This is a genomic window from Mesorhizobium sp. M1399, from assembly GCF_040317735.1.
Lineage (GTDB): Bacteria > Pseudomonadota > Alphaproteobacteria > Rhizobiales > Rhizobiaceae > Mesorhizobium.
This window is the reverse complement of the sequence record NZ_JAMYKZ010000010.1, coordinates 64,495-81,824: the sequence shown is the minus strand read 5'-3', so window position 1 is coordinate 81,824 and position 17,330 is coordinate 64,495. Positions and strand designations below refer to the sequence as shown.

At 62.4% G+C, this 17,330-nt stretch carries 16 protein-coding genes; 3 read left to right on the top strand and 13 right to left on the bottom strand.

The features are described 5' to 3' along the window. Positions 1-73: 73 nt before the first annotated feature. From NKH05_RS18700 to NKH05_RS18640, 13 genes are all read right to left on the bottom strand, one after another. Positions 74-658: an acyltransferase gene (locus NKH05_RS18700; RefSeq protein WP_352496028.1), complete on the bottom strand. Its 585-nt coding sequence runs from the start codon at positions 656-658 to the stop codon at positions 74-76. A gap of 41 nt (positions 659-699) precedes the next feature. Further along, on the bottom strand, positions 700-3,453 hold the full coding sequence (locus NKH05_RS18695; protein WP_353025874.1) for a phage head spike fiber domain-containing protein: 2,754 nt from the start codon (positions 3,451-3,453) through the stop codon (positions 700-702). 153 nt (positions 3,454-3,606) lie between these two features. Then, complete coding sequence (locus NKH05_RS18690) at positions 3,607-3,939, bottom strand: hypothetical protein (RefSeq protein ID WP_352516071.1); 333 nt, start codon at positions 3,937-3,939, stop codon at positions 3,607-3,609. A 1,001-nt stretch (positions 3,940-4,940) separates the two neighbouring features. Beyond that, positions 4,941-5,381 carry a hypothetical protein gene (locus NKH05_RS18685; protein WP_023723056.1) on the bottom strand — a complete coding sequence of 147 codons (441 nt, stop codon included), beginning with the start codon at positions 5,379-5,381 and terminating at the stop codon, positions 4,941-4,943. Then, positions 5,381-7,909, bottom strand: a complete 2,529-nt coding sequence (locus NKH05_RS18680) for a hypothetical protein (RefSeq protein ID WP_353025872.1) — start codon at positions 7,907-7,909, stop codon at positions 5,381-5,383. The genes NKH05_RS18685 and NKH05_RS18680 overlap by 1 nt, the downstream gene beginning before the upstream one ends. Next, entirely contained in the window at positions 7,909-8,400 is a 492-nt protein-coding gene (locus NKH05_RS18675; RefSeq protein ID WP_352589734.1) for a hypothetical protein, read from the bottom strand. The genes NKH05_RS18680 and NKH05_RS18675 overlap by 1 nt, the downstream gene beginning before the upstream one ends. Positions 8,401-8,402: 2 nt before the next feature. Then, entirely contained in the window at positions 8,403-9,068 is a 666-nt protein-coding gene (locus NKH05_RS18670; RefSeq protein WP_353025870.1) for a hypothetical protein, read from the bottom strand. Between the two features lie 116 nt (positions 9,069-9,184). Then, a complete protein-coding gene (locus tag NKH05_RS18665; protein WP_353025869.1) occupies positions 9,185-11,632 on the bottom strand; it encodes a phage tail protein in 2,448 nt (815 codons plus the stop codon). Continuing rightward, complete coding sequence (locus NKH05_RS18660) at positions 11,629-12,231, bottom strand: phage connector family protein (protein WP_352589725.1); 603 nt, start codon at positions 12,229-12,231, stop codon at positions 11,629-11,631. Before NKH05_RS18660 ends, NKH05_RS18665 begins: the two co-directional genes overlap by 4 nt. A gap of 286 nt (positions 12,232-12,517) precedes the next feature. After that, entirely contained in the window at positions 12,518-12,763 is a 246-nt protein-coding gene (locus NKH05_RS18655; protein WP_023718157.1) for a hypothetical protein, read from the bottom strand. 213 nt (positions 12,764-12,976) lie between these two features. Continuing rightward, positions 12,977-13,966 carry a hypothetical protein gene (locus tag NKH05_RS18650; RefSeq protein ID WP_023718156.1) on the bottom strand — a complete coding sequence of 330 codons (990 nt, stop codon included), beginning with the start codon at positions 13,964-13,966 and terminating at the stop codon, positions 12,977-12,979. 86 nt (positions 13,967-14,052) lie between these two features. Next, positions 14,053-14,961 carry a hypothetical protein gene (locus NKH05_RS18645; protein ID WP_353025868.1) on the bottom strand — a complete coding sequence of 303 codons (909 nt, stop codon included), beginning with the start codon at positions 14,959-14,961 and terminating at the stop codon, positions 14,053-14,055. A gap of 276 nt (positions 14,962-15,237) precedes the next feature. Then, positions 15,238-15,810 carry a hypothetical protein gene (locus NKH05_RS18640; RefSeq protein WP_352589717.1) on the bottom strand — a complete coding sequence of 191 codons (573 nt, stop codon included), beginning with the start codon at positions 15,808-15,810 and terminating at the stop codon, positions 15,238-15,240. 110 nt (positions 15,811-15,920) lie between these two features. Between NKH05_RS18640 and NKH05_RS18635 the strand changes: the two genes are divergently transcribed. From NKH05_RS18635 to NKH05_RS18625, 3 genes are all read left to right on the top strand, one after another. Continuing rightward, positions 15,921-16,109, top strand: a complete 189-nt coding sequence (locus tag NKH05_RS18635) for a type II toxin-antitoxin system HicA family toxin (protein ID WP_352858059.1) — start codon at positions 15,921-15,923, stop codon at positions 16,107-16,109. 4 nt (positions 16,110-16,113) lie between these two features. After that, positions 16,114-16,515, top strand: coding sequence for a type II toxin-antitoxin system HicB family antitoxin (locus NKH05_RS18630; protein ID WP_023718152.1), 402 nt, complete (start codon positions 16,114-16,116; stop codon positions 16,513-16,515). A 194-nt stretch (positions 16,516-16,709) separates the two neighbouring features. Beyond that, the gene (locus NKH05_RS18625) at positions 16,710-17,027 is read left to right on the top strand and encodes a YMGG-like glycine zipper-containing protein (RefSeq protein ID WP_352524211.1); all 318 of its coding nucleotides are present in this window, start codon (positions 16,710-16,712) and stop codon (positions 17,025-17,027) included. Positions 17,028-17,330: the final 303 nt, after the last annotated feature.

Genomic DNA, 17,330 nt, shown 5'->3' with positions numbered 1-17,330 from the left:
GACTGGACGACCGGCTCGACATGCAGTGCGATACGACGGCACGACCCTCGTTGATGAGCGGCAGCGACAGGCATCACTTCACTAGGTCTGCTGGCCGCACCAATGCATCGGCCGGAACGTCGTATCGAACAATTGACCCGGCCGAGATAATAGCCCGATCGCCGATGGTGACACCCTTCATGATCATGGCGCTATTGCCGATCCAGACGTCATCTCCAATCACAATTGGCGACGATCGGATGCCGGGGTCGACGCGCGGGTGACCTTCCTTGAAGATGGCCTGCATTTGCGCAAACCGCTTCCGAGGGTCCATGGGATGCGAGTTGGTATCGTGGATCGCGACCCCCCATGAAACGTGCACCCGCTTGCCGATCTTGATCCCCACCGGATCAGACGACCAAACCGTTGAGCCGGGTCCAAGGTAGAACCAATCGCCGATCTCGATGCGGCCTGCATGGGCGAAGATTTGCAAATGTCCATCCAAATGGCTGTCGGCACCGATCGAAACCCTCGCTCGGTCGCCGTGGATGTTGAAGATTTCCGCCCCTGCACCGAACCGCGTCCGGGGTCCGACGATCGCATTCTCCCTGGCAGCGCCGGTGGCGATCCATGACCAGAAGAGACGGCGAAAAGCGAGGAAGGTCGAGAAGATACGCATTCACCGGTATCTGCCACAAGCGAGCGAAATTTCCAACTAGATCAAGTGCCAAAGAATCCAACCCGCGATAGCGCGCGCAGCTTATCGGCAACGAAGCTGGCGTATCTCTCCCCGCCGACGCTGTTGAGGTGCAATTCGTCCGACATGTAGAGTGTCGAGGTCAGGTACCCGATACCACTGCCGCCGCCGACGTCGATGAAGCCGATCCCCATCATTTCACAGACCTCGCGTTCCCTCCGCATGAACTGGTCGAGAGTGTTCCCCTGACTGTTTGTCCTGAAAAGCCTATGAGTAGCGTGGCCAGGACCACCGCTGTAAGTACCGAGGCATATGATCTTGGCAATAGGGGCTCGGAGGCGCATGGCCTTGAAGGCATCAACCATGGCCCCGGTGAAGCCGGAAGCAAGGGTTTGATCCCCCAGGTCGCCTAGAACTACGTCGGCCGCTCCGAAATTATTCGGACCCGGCTCTAAAGTGATGATCTCGGCATCTACCGGAATAAGGGCAATCTGGTCGTAGATCTTTTGCGACCCATAGTGCCCATTGGTGGCAATTCCCAAGGACCCACCGCTATAGGCAAGATTTGTCGGAACCATGCCGGTCTTCACGGCCAGCGGTCCCCTATAGAACGCCTGGGCTGTGATGCTCGAACCGAGCAGCGTCCATTTCTTGCCGACAAGCGCTGCCCGACCGTCGTCGGCATCCGCGTCAATCGCGCTCGGATCGAGCGCGCCGACATAGCGGATGGTGTTGGCGGCAACCGGCGGCATTCCAGCAGCCTTGATCCAGGCTGCGGACGAAAAATCGCGCGGCGAATTGAGGATGTTCGCGCCCCCGTTGATGCTCAGGCTAGAGCTTTGGAGACCGAGGCCCGACACGCCGTCGCCGACGTAAGGATGGCCACCGGCGGCCGGGAACACGCGATGCTGGACATTGGCGATGCCGGTGCCGTTCGCAGTGCCGGTCACCCGGCAACGATACCAGTTGGCGCCGATCGCCTGCGTCGAAACGGTGCCGAATGCCGCGCCGCTGCCGGAAGCGGTGCCACCTGCAAGATCGAAGGTGCAGTCGAAGGCGCAGGCCCCGTTGGAAAACAGGTTAAGGCGTGTCCTCTCGGCCTTTTGGGCATACACATCCCAAACGAAGGTCTGACCGATCACCCATGCGATGGCCTGATATACAGACGGGCTGCCCGAACCGGATTGCTCGATGATCTTGTCGGCCGTTAGCCGGCCATTGACCAGCACATCGATGACGTCGACCAGCGCCTGCAACTGCGGCACCACCCTGACTTCCGGGACGGTCGCGGCCGCGGCTGTGCAGTTGGTCTTGGTGAAGACGGCGTTCGTCGGGTCGCTGCTCGGAAACAGATTGGTGGTCGTTGACGGAAGCCGCAGGACGATGTTCCGCACGTAAACGCCGGAGGCGCCATCGCCGGTGAAGGGGAACACGCCGGCCGGCGAAAACCGCGTCTGGACGTTGGCAGCGCCGTTCGCAGTCGGCGTGACTACCGCTCTGCATTCGTACTCGCCACCGCCCAGCGCGATCATAGAGAAGCTGGTGAGTGCCGGGCCGGTACCGGTGCAGGTACCGTCCGACAGATCGAAATTGGCGGTATAGACAGCTGGCCCGTTGGAAAGCAGCTGCAGCAGCCGGCGCTCGGATGCCCTGGCGGTCACGACATGCTCGACTACGACGCCAGTCGAGAATGTATAGGTTCGGAAACAGGTCGGCGCGACGGAACCAGTGCCCTCGGTCAGCTTGATCGTAGTGACCGCAAGCCCTTCTATGCGCGACAGCGCATCGACGTTCGTCACAATGCTGGCCGTCGATGAACGAACTCCTATGTCGGTTGCAACCGGCCCGGCGTCAACTCGGAATAGGCCAAGCAAGCCGGCGCTGACCTCCGTCCAGAAATACTCGCCGACATCGACATTCCTGCCCATTACCGCCACCGCCGCTGCGCCGGCCAGCCCCGCCGACGCCGCAAAGCTCAACGTCGGCGCCACTGTGTAGGAGCCCGGCGCCGTGATCAGTATCTGCGTCAGCGCCCCGCCCGCCACCACGAAGCGGCCGGCGGCGCCCGAACCGGTGCCGCCGGTAAACGCCAGGTCGAACGTGCCATTGGCGCCGCCCGAGCCTGCCGTGATCGGACCGTTGCCGACGATGCCGAAGCCGATTGCCGCCCCAGTCGTCGGGAAAATGCCTTTGCCGTAGAGCGAAGCGTCGCGTGCGGCCTGGGCGCTGACGACGGCCGCCGCGGCGGCGACGGCATCGGAATTGGTGGCAGCCCGGTCCGCCGTGGTTTGGCCGGCATTCGCGGCGGAAGCGGCTGCGCTGGCCGATGCCTGGCCGGCGCTGGTTTCCGCAGCATCCTTCAAGGCCTGGGTTTCATCGCGCAGCGCTTCGACCTCTTCGACCACGTCGGCGATGTCGGGCGGAACGGATGCGGCGATGGTGATGGCATCGGCGCCGACGGCCGGCTCGTCGGCCGTGAATTCGAACACGCGGTCGGCATTGACCGACCCGATCTGGGTGTGAACGGTCGTGCCCTTCTGCAGGGTGCGCGTCGTGCGGGCGTCGGCGGCACGGAACCAGTCGCCTGCGCTCGCCGTGTAGATGCCGTTTTGCGTCGGGTCGGCCTGGTCCTTGACCAGCACGCGGTCGCCGATTTCGGCCGGCACGCCGTCGATGGCCTGCAGGCCGTGCAGGAGGATGTCGGCCGTGGTTGCGAGGCGCACGGGTTCGCGTTCGCCGGTCAGGAGACGAACGGCGGCAGTTGCAGGTCGGGACATGAGGGGTTGCTCCATAAAAAAAGCCCCGCATAAGCGAGGCTGGAAGGGGTTCGGTGCTGGCGGTGGGAAATCTAAGCTAGCCTGCCGGACACCGCGTTATCCGGCGCGGCAGGCACGGACGATTTTGCGGACAGCGAGCAACGCGGTCCAGGCCTATAGCAATCCGCCAACAAGCCTTCTTGTGCCGCCGATCGCCGCCAGCCCGCAGGCCATGCCGGCGCAGTCGGCGACCCAGTCGAGGATATCCATATCGCGCGCGATCAGCTGCACGCCCTGAAGCAGCTCGATCGCCGCGCCGGTAATGGCAAGGAGCACGACCAGCCTCGTCTTGTGTTCCGGCCAGCCGAGGCTTCCGAGCGCCGCCAGCACAGCGAACGCCGCGGCGTGGTTGAGCTTGTCATGGTGGAAGGTGAAGCCCATGTCCAACTCCTGCAGGAAGCGCACCGGCGAAAGCGCGAGCAGGAGAACAGCGGCCAAGGTAAGCAAAAAAGCGATCCTTGCCATGGTCGCAAAAGAGTCGGTACGCAACAGGTCAATCCTTCATCTGAAACAGGGGGCGATCCAAAAGGCACCGCCAACTGACCGCTCTGCGGTTAGCGGGCCATAAGCCAGCATCGTGAAAGCACTAAAAGATTAGTATAGCTGGTTGAACCAAGCTGCTTTGCCGCGGCTCTTTGCGATCGAAGTCTGGGCAATGCGCCTGCTTGCTGCTCGAGTTCGGGGCTTGCCGATGATCACCGCACGGTAGAACCTTTAGCTAGCTGACGGCGCTTGCAGAGAAGCGCCTATACATCACTTCGGAAGTAACGGAAGCACATTCTCATCAAGGAACTTGAGACGGCTACCCACATTTCGGCGTTGGCTGGGCTAGCCGGCACATCGACCGGGATTAGATCCGCCACCGGGTCCCCTCGTCGCGCAGCTTCGACCCACTCTTCCATGGCGCCGACATATCCATCCAGCGCCTCGTATGGAGTCTTGGCGTCCTCACAAGTCAGGTATGTCGGAGGCACATCGCCTACGATCACCCATACTCACGGATCCACTTCCGGCCTGCCAGGTACAATCTCGAAAAGGAAAATATATATTATGCCGTCGGCCCCATACCCAAGATATTCTCCCTTGATGTCTGAAACCAGTCATAAAACTCAAGATATTTTCGGGCTTCCAGACGTGCAGCATCAAGCTCTTCATCGCCTGTGCTTTTGTCAGCCGACGGCAAGCGGGTGACGCTAGTCAAGTCGGGTTTGACGTCGCTACAATTTCGCTCGACCACTTGTGTTCCCTTTCATTTCTTGCTTGAGCCATCTTCTTCTTGCCCAGCGAGCATAGTCTCCTGCATCGCTATGGTGTTTAATATGATCTGCTCTCGCACGATGCGTGCCCCCGGTCGGCCAGCGCTTTCTCGTGAGACACATCCATATTCAGCGCTGCACAGGCTTGTCGCGAGTGCGCTGCACGGCTCTACCGGAATGGGCTCGCAAAGCTCAACGCTGCTCATGCCAAATGTCGAACGGCTTGATGGTAGCTGAAGGGAGACCTCGTTCATCAAACACATCGAAGACTCGCTCTGATAAGACGAGGTCAAGGTTCTTGGCGATGCCGAAGTCATCGTGACCCGCCTTCCCGCTCACCTTCAGCCACACGAAAGATGGAAGCTCTACCTCGGGCTGCTGTTCGCGAAAATCTTCGGACGTTATGACTTCAACAGGGGCGAATGCCGCTCCGGTGAAGCCGATTTCTGACAATGCGTGCGCGGCCTCTTCCGTCACGAGGAAACATGGAAAGCTTGTTATAAGAACATCACCGATCCATCCCTCCATCTGGTACACAAGCTTGCTCACGATAGGAGGGTGGACACTGGTATCCATGACAGTGCCGTCGCCCAATCCGCCGGCCACATCGGGCAGAATGTCAAAGTATCTCATCAGTCACCTATTGGTAGATAGAACAAATGTCCATACTTCTTGTCGATTTCCGTAACATAGTCAAGGACATTCTGGCGAGTAGCATGAGGGTTTTTCTTATAGAAATATTCCCACTCGTTCCGAATGACCTTCTGGTGCAAATTTATGTCGAACTCGTTCCGGATTCCACGAAGATTCTCGATTGAATGCAGCTCTTGCTCTGCAAAAAGCCCGGGATACCTTTTAAAAACTCCCTGCTCGACGCCATGATGCACTATATAGTCGCTTTTGTTGAGACTAGGATTCGCGTCGAAAAAGGTTTTTCGATAGTCCTTGGATGGAGCCCACCCAACCTTCGCCCCGGCATGTTTAACTTTGGACGTATCCCTAGCAAGCATCGCACCTAGTAACGCGGTATCAAAGGCACTATCGGACATTTCACCGGCTCGCGTCTTCCGGCGTGGGATTGGTGGCGAGACCGAGCGCGCAAGCGCTTGCTGGTGCCTAAGGGTTTCGGCATCGACCCCACGAACAAGTGCCTCGCCGCCTTCGACTAGGTCAGTCGGCCGCCTCGAAAATATTGAGAGTTTCTCTACCCAGGGCTTGGCAATCTTCGCCGCGGCGCGTTCCAGGGCCACCACCGCCAACCTATCGCCAGGAATTGCGCCCGCGGCATTGAGCAGTGTTTGGTCGTAGTTGCCTTCCAGCGCTGCATTTCCAGCCTTCTCCAGTGCAAATGACGTCCCCAACGGCGTGAAGTCGGCCACCGAGATGCTGTCTTCGCCAAGCCCATCGGAGCCCACGAGTTTTTGCGCGAGAAGACGCCATAGGCTCCCCCGCTCACTGTCGCCGGCTATCAATCTCCCGAGCCACTCTTGATTCGTCGGTAAGTAGTTGGTGAGTTCCGCGTTTGATACCGATCGTCCTGGCTCGACAGTGTTGGCTAAATCGAGCAGCATCATCGGGTCGACTACAGCTGCCCGGACCGACCTGTCCGCGATGCTGTTGTCCGTTTGGGACGCGCTGGTCTGAAACAGGTGGCTCAGCACCGCTTCGCGCGCGGCTTGATTCGGTAGCGCGGCGAACACATTGCGCAGCTCTGCGGTCTGGTGTTGCGGCTGGGCCTTGAGTCTGCCGACAATGTCCTCAGCGACAGAGTTGGGTAGCGGCTGGGCGGTCTCAAAACCCAACTGTTGCTGGGCGGCGATGGAGCCAATGATCGCCGCCCGATAGTCTCCCGGCTTCGACAGGTTGCTCCAGGCCGCATCAAGGTTCGCGAATGCCTCGCGGACATAGCCGCCCGGATCGGCCTGCCTGGCCTTGAACGTCAGGTCCGCGGCGGCGGCGATAGCGTCATGGCGTGCCTTATCCACTTCCGGCGTTGAACTATCTGCGGTGGGGTCGGCGTCCTTGACCATGGCCCGCACGGCGTTATTCGACAGGTCGCGCATGCCGTGGAATTGGCGATTAACCTCAACGGTCCTGTTGAACGCCTCGAAGCGCCCGGCGCCTTCGGTAGCGCCATAGAGAGCGACGAATTGTTCCGGCGTTGGGATCGGGCCGGAATAGGTTCCACTGTCCCTGATGTCGGCCGGCGCATTCTGCTCGGCCAGGATAATGTTTGTGCGTTTTTCGACTTGCCGCATCGCGTCGGCGGCTCGGGCCTGCTGGACCAACCCTGGCCGCTCTTCGGGGGCAATGTCGTCCCCAAAGGCCTGCGCCGACCTTTCGTCCGGCGTAAGCTTGCCTACCCGGTCACGGAGCGAAGCCGGTGCGGCAGTTCCATCCGCCGGAGGCCCACTCACAGCCTCGACGGTATCGTCCTTGGTCTTGCCGTCCGTTGCGGCCAACACCGCCCCCAGCATCTCCGCAGCGCGCTTCGGGTCCCGCGCGATCATCGCCTGGGCGAGCGCCTTGGCCGTGTTGCCGCGCCAGGCGGCCTCGGCGGCCTGCCGGGCCGCCGGATTGCCCATCTTGCCGATCAGCTCGAGCCCGCTCTGCCTGATCGCCTCGAATGTTTCTGTGTCGTTCGGGTCGCCCTGCGCGATGGCGCTCGTGTAGCCGTCCTCGACCTTGCTCCACTCGGCCTGCTCATAGTTCTGGCGCCGCGCGTGCTGCTGCGCGGCCATGCGGGCCGAGCCGGCGAGCCGCAACGCCTGCTTTTGCGCGAGGAAGTTGGCGCGTTCGCCCTCCGGCACTTTCGCCGCGGCGTCGTCGAATATCTGGTCGAACAGGCCGGGCTTGACGACGCCGTCGCTGCGCGGATCGAGCTGGCCATACATGAAGTCGTGCAGGCCGCCGCCGTCGGCCGGCGCGGTCTGCACCGCCACGGCCTCGGCGTGCGCGATGCGTGCGTTCAGCTCGCGGCCGATAATGTCGGCGTCGAACGCATCCTGCTGCTGCTTCTGCTGCCGAAAGCGCTCGGCCACCGCCGAGAGCTCGTCGCCAAAGCCTTGCATGGCCGCGCCCACCGGCGAGCCGTTCGGATAGGAGGCCACAGTGCCGGTATCGAGCCGGCGCTGGGCAAGCTGGAGCGGGATGGTGGCCATCAGTAGAGGCCTCCGCCCGGCGCCGGCGGGAAGGCGCTTCTGCCGAACGTCACCGCCTTGGCCGGGTCGTAGAGCCCGGAGATGCCCGATACGAGATTGCCGCCGGCCTTGAAGATCGAGGCGCCCACCGCCTGCCTGCCGGAAAAGCGCGCGATCGCCGCCTGCGTGCCGAGACCGTTCTGGCGCAGCTGCGAGCCGTACTGGATCGCCTTGAGGTCGAGCTGGCCCTGCCTGGCATTGGCGGCCAGCACCTCGGTCGGTGATCCCGCCATGGCGACGCCCGAAGCGCCGGCCTGGGCACGCGCCTGCGCCTGCAGCAGGTCCTGCTTATGGCGCTCCTGGCCCTGCTCGAAGGCCGAGCTTTGGGCGTCGGCCCGCGCCTGCTGTTCATAGGCTTTGGCCTGGTAGTCGGCCATCTGCCTGGACTGCTGGCCTTCCGCCAGCGCGCCGCCGACCGAAAGCGCCGTGCCGATAAGAGCTAGTGTGCACATGGTCAACCTCGTTCGCCGGCGGGAATGAATTTGCTTTTGATGCCGTCGACCGGCGCGCCGAGCGAAGGGCGCCGGTCGAGCACGCCGCCGGGGCTGAGAAAGGACAAAAGCAGTCGGTCGGCCTGGATCGCCGGACGGCTGAGCCGCGTGGGTGCTGTGGCCCGCGGGCCGGCCATGGCGGTGCGCCGGATGGTGGTCAAGTTGACCTTGACCCCGGCGTCGCCGTCGGACACGCCGTTGGCGGCGGTGACGGCGCGGCTCAAGGCATCGGCCGCGAACAGCTCCTGGCGCAGTTCCTCGATCAGCCAGTGGACCATGCGCCAGCGCTCGCCGAGAGCCTCGGCGTTTGTCCTGACCTCGTCGCCGGGCGCCGGCGTGGCGGCGACGGGTTCGGCGGGGGGGTCGTCCAGGGGGACGCCAACGCGGCGCTCGTACGCGTCCTCGATGGTCTTCTCGATCAGCGCAATTTCAGCGTTGCAGTCGTCCAATGCGGCACGCGCCGCCGTCAAATTGCCGGCGCCGACGACCGCGTGAAACTTTTCCGTTTCCAGCTCGCCCTTGCGGGCGATCGCATTGTTGAGGTCGGTGTCGAGCAAGGCGATGACGGCGGCAAAATCGGCAGCCGTCCGCGCCCTGCCGAGGTCTTCGGCATGGGGGAGTTGGGTCACTGGAGAATTTCCTTCTTGAGGGAGGACATCGCAGCTGCCAATCTCCCCCCTTGTGGGGGAGATGCGCGGCAGGGCAGAGGGGGGCGCGAAGGATCGCGGCTTTAAGCTAACTGCGGTCAGGCCAGAATGGATAAGGACGTAATTACGATTGGTCGGCGGGACAGCGCCCCTCTCTGTCCTGCCGGACATCTCCCCCACGAGGGGGGAGATCGGCCGTCGTCAAGAGTTTCGCCAACCTGCAATGCGTCTAAGGCTCGGCGTCGAACACCGGTGTCATCGCCCTGATCGTGCAGGGCGTCGGATTGACGTGGCGGATCTTCACCCGCCCCTGCCCTTCCCAGCTGTCGTCGATCGGCACCTCGACATTGCCGGTGAACAATTTCGCCATGGCACCCGGAGCAACCACGGACGAGATGCGAACCTGCTCCCATCGGCTGGTAGCCGAGCCCGACCTGCCATTTGGCTGCCGTAGCCCCACCGGGCAGCATCACCTGGCCGGACGCGACCGTGAGCCCTTTGTAGACCTTGCCGCCGGCCAGCACGTCGACCGCCTGGCCTTCGAGATGATCGAGGCCGGAGACGACATTGACGGCAGCACCCGAATAGGTCAGCCCGCAGTCGATCTCGAAAGCGTCCTCGATTGCCGCATATTCGAACGGCAGGGTCTTTATTTCGATATAGCGCCTGGTCACGCCGCCGATCGTGCGCTTGACGATCAGCCACAGGTCGTCATTGCCGTCCTGGCCGGGCGTCACCACGGCGCTTTCGACAACGGCCCAGTTCGATCCGGCGAAGCTTCCGGCGATCTGGTGGATATGCATGCCGCGCACGTCTTGCGACGGCTGGTGCGTGTAGCCGCCGAGTTCGCCATTCCCGAGCGGGAACCAGAGCAGCGGGTCGGGGTCGGTCTGAAAGGCGAGTTCGACGACGCCTTTCTTCGGAATGTGCTCCGATATTTGACCGACGTCGTCGGAGGTGAAGCGGCCGGTGGCGTTTTGTGTCAGCTCGGCGATCGATTTGCGGGAGCGGGTGACATAGAGGAACGACTGCCCCGCATCGACAGGACGCATCGGGGCACAGCCGAAGGTCCGCGACCGGCGGTTCTTGAACGAGGACGGTGTCAGCGCCTCGTCGATGCCGGAGCCGGACAGCGCCCTCACCCCGCCAAGCGTTCCGATGATCAGCGCACCGTCCGATTCCGCCACCCACGTGATGTCATTGGCCTGACCGCCGCCGGCCTGCACGAATTCCAGCGCGTCGGTGTCTTTCTCGCCGGTGGCGAAGTTGTCGAAATCGCCGGTTTGCGAGGCATAGACCGAGAATTTTCGGCTGAACGCCAGGCGCTCCTCGTAAAGCGAACCGCTCTGCACGTACCTGCCGGGCACGAACGTGCCGAGACGCCAGCGGATGATCGGGCTGAGATCGGGCAGAGCATGCCCATACAACTGGACCGTGACCACCGTCATGCTGGTGCGGGCAGTGACCTTGGCCCAGCGCCAGAAGCCATCCGCGCCAAGCAGACGAATGGCGCGGCCGACATCGCTGGTCTGGAAACCAGTGCCGTCATTGATGCCGACGGCCGAGGAGGCCGAGAGATCAAACGGCGTTTGCGACGGCGCGTATTCGTGCAGGGCCAGTTCGGCGATGGCGGTTCCGTCGCTGTCGCCGCCCGAAAACAGCAGCTGATAATATTCATAGGCAACCGTGTTGTTGAAGCCGTCGAAGAAGCGGGTTTCCGATTTGGACCAGCCGGTCTCTCCGTCCCGGCTGTCGAGCGTCGTCCAGTCGGTGCCGTTGTGCGAGGCCTGGAATTGCCACTGGGTCGGCGAGACAGTGTCTGAGTGATCATTCGTCGCGGTAATCCAGTAGGCGTCGACTGTCTTGGCCTCGCCGCCGCCGAACTGGTAGCGCAGATACCCGCTCGGAAATCCCGCTATGTCCACCCCCTCCTGCTTGTCGCCGTCGAACACCTGCCACACGTCGGATGAGCCGTTGCTGTTGCTGACCGTGCCGCTTGGCAGCGTATTCGAGGCCATAACCGGCATGGCGTTGCCGGTTGCGGCCGGCGTCAAGGTCGTGGCGGTGGTGTTGATCTTGTCGTATGGGCCGTCGAGAAAGACAAAATCGGCGAGCGTCCAAGTCGTGTGCGCGGTGCGCGTCAGCACCTTGACCGGATAATCCTTGTGGGTGATCCACATCTGGTCTGCCGACTGGACGAACTGCAGGTCGAAGAGATCGGCCTCGAGATAAGGGGCCGCCACCTCGACCGTACCGACGCGGGCGCCATAGGCGTAGACGCGGATGTAAAGGTCGCCGAATTCGAGCGCATAGGCCTGATCGGCCGAGAAGATGAACGGGATCAGCCGTGTCGCCTTTGACGGAGCCTTCACCTCCGCGCAAAAATAGGTGCCGCCGCGCTTTCTGATGCCGCCATGCGGCAGCGTGACGAAGTTCGTGCACTTGGACAGCGCCGCCCGGTAGAGCTCAAGCGAGGCGCGAGCGTGCAAGCGGGGAGAAATCTCGCCGCGGATGAAAGCGTCCTGGACCGGATAGAGCGTGGTCATCGGCCGACGAACCTGTTGTCGCCGCGCTGGAAAGCCCAGGAAATCGCGGACAATCTGCCGCCCCGCTGGATGGCATTGGCCGAGTAGGCGGCATCCAGCGCCCTGTCATAGGCGCTGCGGGCGACGTCGATCATGCCGGCCTTGTGGGTCAAGGGATGCGCGATCTTGATGGCGAGCGCCGCAACCAGCACCTCGGTGAACAGCGCGTCCCAGTCGTTGGGGTCGGTCAGGTTAGCGATATAGCGGATGAGGCGCGGCCCGGCCTGATCGGAATAGACCAACCCGGCCTCCTGCCGCCATGAGAGCGGCACGCCGTCCGGCTCGCCATTATGGGTCAGCGGCAAGGGCCGCAGGCAGTCGGCGGGAAGTTCATAGGCAAAGTTCAGCGTGCCAGCGCCGCTGCCGGTGTCGAAGCCGGCGACCGAGGCCGCCAGGATAGCGAAGACATAGGCGTGCTTGGTCAATTCGGCCTCGCGGGTCAGGTCGAAGTGCAGATTGAGCAGACGCGCCGCCTTGGCGTCCTGGTCGAGACTGTCGATCGGCGCCTCGTCGAGCACGGCGAGCGCCATGTTGGCGATATCGAGCGGGGTGATGGCCATGGCTCAGGCCTCTGTCTGTGTGGTTGGTCGGGGAAAACGGGGCATGGTGCCTCCACGGCAAAAAGCCGCTTCAAGGCGGCTGGGGATTCTTTGTGATTGTTGCTTGGGCAGAACGTTGCACGTCTCGTGCATGGAGCCGTCACGATGCCAGCCGCCCGTCAGGGAATGGGTGGCACGTGCTGCGTGATCCGTCTTTTTCCATTCGAGCGAGGAAGACGGCAATGCTTCGGTTATTGCGGTTTCACGACACCGCCGCGCAATGCGGCGATGTCTTGCCTGGATTGAGTCAGCCGATGCGTGCGCTGGTCGAGATCCCTGTTTCGGCTGACTTGGCAAAGACGCTTGCTTTCACCCTTCCGATACCTCCCGCCATAGCCAAGCCCTTGTCCAGGGCATCTTGAAGACTTGGTGTGTAGTAGGCGGTGTCCTCCAGACCGCTGAAGAAGTTTATGCGATGAACTTCCCCCTTCTTGCTCATGACAATGCCCGCTTTTCGGAGCACTTCCTGAACTGTTTTGTACTTCACGTTCATAGTTACCTCCCTTGCTCAGACAAGGCAGCATCGCCCTTTCTTGTAACTGTTTGGTGCCGTCGATTGGCCAAACGAGCAACATGAACGTTGTGGCGAACCGCAAAATTCGCATCACTCCGGCGCGGCGCAGCGGGCGAACTTGGGATTCGCCACACCGGCCGACCTGGTGTCCAGAAGGGGCGGGACGTCTGATGCCCGCCCCTTCCGGCCGGATCAGGCCTCCATCGTTTTCAGCGCGATGAACGTCATGTGCTTGACGCTCGACGCCGTGCGGTCCCAGTTTGCCGCCAGTGCCAGCTCGGCATCGGTGGCGAATTCGCCGGCCGAGGACGCGTCGAGGAAGCGGGTGCCCGGCACATGCGGCACGAAATGCCGGCGGCCGACCATTTCGGTGACGCCGCCGCCATGGCCCTGCCGCGGCTTGCGGTCGAACTCGAGCGGGCCGCCTTCGGTGTTGACCGGCAGCTCGTTCCACAGGATCGCCTTGTCCTTGAACATGAAGGCGGTGTAGACGCCGCCGGCGACCGGAATATCGTCATCGACGACGGCCCTGAGCCCCATGTAGTAGGGGATCAGCGGCCCGCCCTGCTCGGACGACGGCACATAGTCGATGAGGTCGGCGAGCTTCAGCGCCTTCATCTGTTTCGAATGCATCCAGATCGTCTTGAACTTGTCGGCGCGGTCGCCCATCAGATAGGCGGCCTCGATGATGTCGGTGTCGACGATGGAAGCACCGGTAACGCGCACCAGATCGCTGCCGTCATTGGCGATGTTGTCGGCCAGCACGCCTTTCAGGATGCCGAGCAGCGTCAGCTTGTTGGCGCGCTGCCAGTAGTCGGTCTGGCGACGCACGATGAGCTTCTGCGGATCGTCGCCGGCAAGGATCGAAGTCAGGTCCGGGATGCCCCAGGCCTGCGCACGCACATTGCGGGCCGCGACTTCGCGGCGCGCACCGATCTTCTTCATCTCGATCGAGTCGGCCGGGTCGTCATTGACCGGCTCCGAGGGATCGTTGCCGAGATCCTTCCAGCCGGGCATGTCGACGGAACGCCCGCCCATGGAGAGCTTCGAGGCGATGGCCGGGTCGGAAAACAGGATCCCGGCCTGGTAGATGTCGAGCGACTGGACGTGCTCCTCGAACGAGTATTGCGCATAGACGGACGGAACGATCGCGTCCGCGATGCGGGTATAGGCGTCTGCCATTTTTGTCTTCCTTCAGGTTTGTGGGGATTGGCAGACCATGATCCAGAAAAGTGGAAACCGGTTTCGGAAAAGATCATGGTCCAATTTCAGAGAGGATTATTGGGCATCCACAGATCGGGGTTTTCGCCGGCCTCGCGTGCCAGCCGCCGGGCACGGGCGGGGTCGCTTTTGACCAGCGCCGAGATGCCGGTCAGGTTGCGCTCGCCGGCAGCATTGCGCTTGAAGGGATTGCCTCCACTCAAGGCCGCGCCGCCGTCGATCGTGTCTTCGCGGAACATCGCCTCGCCGATGGCGTGGAACGCCTTGGCGATCTGCGGGTCGGTCAAGGCGCCATCCGGCAGAAGGATGCCCTTCGCCTTATAGGCATTGACCAGGCCGAGCTTCTTCATCGCCCTGTTGGCGACCTCGAGCTTCTGGCGAAAGCCATCGCTGCCGGTCGGTCCCCAATCCCGCACAAGGTCGTCGTGGGTCGTCTCGACCGAGCGGGCAACGGCGATTTGCTGTGCCTTGGCCTGCTCGGCCATGTAGCCGACGAAGCGGTCGTGATAGGCCTGCGCGACCTTCGGGGTAGCACCTGCCTCGACTGCCCAGGCCTTGGACGCATTGGCGAGCTCGTCCGAATAGGCGAAGTTTTCGGGGAGCCCGTCGGGGCGCCTGTACTCGACCTTGTCGGGCGAGGTCAGCGGACGCATCGCCTCGGGCAGTCGGGCATGGAACCTGTCCCAGTCTTCCGCGGCTGCATCGGCTGCCGGAACGCGCAGGCTCTCACCCTGCTGCCGCTCCAGCTCCGCATAAGAGGTGAAAACCCGATCGAGGCTTTCAGGCTTGGTCCAGCCCTTGGTTTCAGCAAGCTTGCGGTTGCCTTCGGAAAGACCGTCAAACCAGCTTTTGGCCGCAGGCGGGGCGGACCCGTTGTCCCCGTTGGCCGGTGGCCGTGCAAGGTTGCCCGCCGGTGGCGCCGCCACCACGGACCCGGCGTCTGCCATATCTGTCATGAAAAGATTCCTTATGTTGAGGTTTAGAGAGAGCCAGCGGCGAAGCTGCCAATCTCCCCCCTCGTGGGGGAGATGTCCGGCAGGACAGAGGGGGCGCGAAGGAACGCGAGGATCCGGTGCACTTCGTCACCAACGCCCCGGGAAAGATTGCAAGCACGAATCAGCTGGATAAGCCGGCGGGACAGCGCCCCCCTCTGCCCTGCCGGGCATCTCCCCCACGAGGGGGAGATTGGCCGTCACTTCCGCTTTCGCCAATCACCCATATCTGGAGGGAACCTAGATATTGTCGCCCCAGTTCTCCCAGAGCAGCGTGATAGTGCCGGTGACGGCAACCGTGCCGTCAGCGTCGATATCCGTGCCGGTGGCAAACGCCAGGTTGAGATAGAGGTCGACCGGCGTCACGGTGCCGTCGAGCGTAGCGGCTGCGGCAACATCGGCAATCGACGCGTTCGACAGCGCGGCACCCGCGCCATCCAGCGTACGGCCGGTCGCGCCCAGCACATTGACCATGGTGCCGGCGAGCGCAGCACTCGACGCCGCCGTCGAGCCGAGCGACCAGGTCAGCGCGGCATTGTCGTTGATGGTCGAGGCTCGCGGCGTCAGCACGGCGAACTGCAACCTTGCCGTGCCGCCCTTGATCCGCACCTTGCCGTCGAGGAAATCGAACAGCTTCTGGCTGGCATAGGCCAGCGCATCTGCTACTGGCACCGGCATGGCATTGAAGGAGAAGACGGTGCGGTAGGCGCCGCCCTGCCCGGTCGTCCTGGCGGTAAGCCCCGCCTTGGGCGGGGCAAGGCCGGCTTCTCTGGCGGCGGCACGCGAAAGCGTCCGGGGAAGACCTCGGGTCATCTGGTATCTCCATTTTTTGGGGATTTGAGGAAGGTTCAACTGGACCGCGGCACGTAATCTGCCGCAAATCTCATGGACATTTAGCCCTTCTGTGTGTATCTATACACAACATGAAGAGCGCCGATGTCATTCATAGGCTGCTGGCGGATGGCTGGTACGAAGTGGCTCGAAAAGGAAGTCACGCCCAGTTCAAGCACAAAGCCAAGCCGGGCCGGGTGACGGTTCCGCATCCCAAGCGCGACATCCCGATCGGCACTTTCAAGAGTATCGAAAAACAATCCGGCTTGAAGCTGAGGTAGAGAAATGCGGAACTACATCGGACTGATCCACAAGCAAGCGGACAGCGACTTCGGCGTCTCCTTCCCCGATTTTCCGGGCCTGGTGACAGCAGGCGTCAATCTGGATGATGCCCGCGCCATGGCCGAGGAAGCACTGGCCTTTCATGTCGAGGGGCTGGTCGAGGATGGCGAAGCAATTCCCGAGCCGTCGTCCCTGGAGGAAGTGATGTCGGACAAGGACAATCTGAGCGGTGTCGCCATCCTGGTTCCCTTGAAAGCCGAAGCGGCGAAAGTCGTGCGCGTCAATGTCACCATTCCGGAAGATATCCTCGATCAGATCGATCGATATGCAGAGCGCCACGGCTACAGCCGATCCGGATTTCTGACCGCTGCGGCAAAAAAGGTGATGCAGATCGAGGCAGCGTAGCCCCTCGAAGGTCGATTTGAGATGAAGCTCCGTCGTCTTGTTCGGTTACATTTCTTTCCGGAACGGAGCTGTCAGACAAAAACAACCATGTCTCATTTCGTGACAAAGGGTGCCTATGTTCCGCCGCAAATGCGACCGCATTTGGCGAAATCAGCCAGCGTATTAGTTCATAGGCTTCAAGGGAGTACCAGATGATGACCATGTACAAAGCCATTGCCGCCATGCTTGTGACTGCCGCATTGGCAGGCTGCGCGCAGACCGAAGCACAACAGAGAACCAGCACGGGCGCGCTGCTCGGTGCGGGCGCCGGCGCTCTCGCCGGCCAGGCGATCGGCGGCAACACCAAGAGCACGGTCATCGGCGCGGGCGCCGGCGCCCTTCTGGGCGCCGTCGTCGGCAACGCCACCACGCCGCAGCCGCGCGGCGAACAGCTTTGCCGTTATCAGGATCGCAACAGCGGCCGCATCTACACCGCGCCCTGCGACGACCGCTACTACAACGGCGATTATTAAAGACGCGACGGCCATCAGCCCCTTCGCCCCGTCACTATACGGGGAGAAGGTCCCGGCAGGGGGGCCGAAGGACGGGCAGCGCAAAGCTCTGAAATGCCGGCACCGCCCCTCACCTGCCTGCCGGCATCCTCTCCCCGTAAAACGGGGAGAGGAAAGCAGCTTTAGCCTCGGCGCATCCTTTTCCCTGATTTGGTCCTTCCGCTGATTAGAGGTCAGCGCTATCTCCCCACCAAGGGGGACGAGCGATGCGGGCTATTGCAACTTCGAGGCCGGTGATCCTCCGCCTCGTAATCCTTTTGCTGG

What these genes read in the sequence shown, in the direction of transcription:
- NKH05_RS18700 (WP_352496028.1), bottom strand. Translation starts at nt 658, where the DNA reads ATGCGTATCTTCTCGACCTTCCTCGCTTTTCGCCGTCTCTTCTGGTCA.
- NKH05_RS18695 (WP_353025874.1), bottom strand. Translation starts at nt 3,453, where the DNA reads ATGTCCCGACCTGCAACTGCCGCCGTTCGTCTCCTGACCGGCGAACGC.
- NKH05_RS18685 (WP_023723056.1), bottom strand. Translation starts at nt 5,381, where the DNA reads ATGAGATACTTTGACATTCTGCCCGATGTGGCCGGCGGATTGGGCGAC.
- NKH05_RS18680 (WP_353025872.1), bottom strand. Translation starts at nt 7,909, where the DNA reads ATGGCCACCATCCCGCTCCAGCTTGCCCAGCGCCGGCTCGATACCGGC.
- NKH05_RS18675 (WP_352589734.1), bottom strand. Translation starts at nt 8,400, where the DNA reads ATGTGCACACTAGCTCTTATCGGCACGGCGCTTTCGGTCGGCGGCGCG.
- NKH05_RS18665 (WP_353025869.1), bottom strand. Translation starts at nt 11,632, where the DNA reads ATGACCACGCTCTATCCGGTCCAGGACGCTTTCATCCGCGGCGAGATT.
- NKH05_RS18660 (WP_352589725.1), bottom strand. Translation starts at nt 12,231, where the DNA reads ATGGCCATCACCCCGCTCGATATCGCCAACATGGCGCTCGCCGTGCTC.
- NKH05_RS18655 (WP_023718157.1), bottom strand. Translation starts at nt 12,763, where the DNA reads ATGAACGTGAAGTACAAAACAGTTCAGGAAGTGCTCCGAAAAGCGGGC.
- NKH05_RS18650 (WP_023718156.1), bottom strand. Translation starts at nt 13,966, where the DNA reads ATGGCAGACGCCTATACCCGCATCGCGGACGCGATCGTTCCGTCCGTC.
- NKH05_RS18645 (WP_353025868.1), bottom strand. Translation starts at nt 14,961, where the DNA reads ATGACAGATATGGCAGACGCCGGGTCCGTGGTGGCGGCGCCACCGGCG.
- NKH05_RS18640 (WP_352589717.1), bottom strand. Translation starts at nt 15,810, where the DNA reads ATGACCCGAGGTCTTCCCCGGACGCTTTCGCGTGCCGCCGCCAGAGAA.
- NKH05_RS18635 (WP_352858059.1), top strand. Translation starts at nt 15,921, where the DNA reads ATGAAGAGCGCCGATGTCATTCATAGGCTGCTGGCGGATGGCTGGTAC.
- NKH05_RS18630 (WP_023718152.1), top strand. Translation starts at nt 16,114, where the DNA reads ATGCGGAACTACATCGGACTGATCCACAAGCAAGCGGACAGCGACTTC.
- NKH05_RS18625 (WP_352524211.1), top strand. Translation starts at nt 16,710, where the DNA reads ATGACCATGTACAAAGCCATTGCCGCCATGCTTGTGACTGCCGCATTG.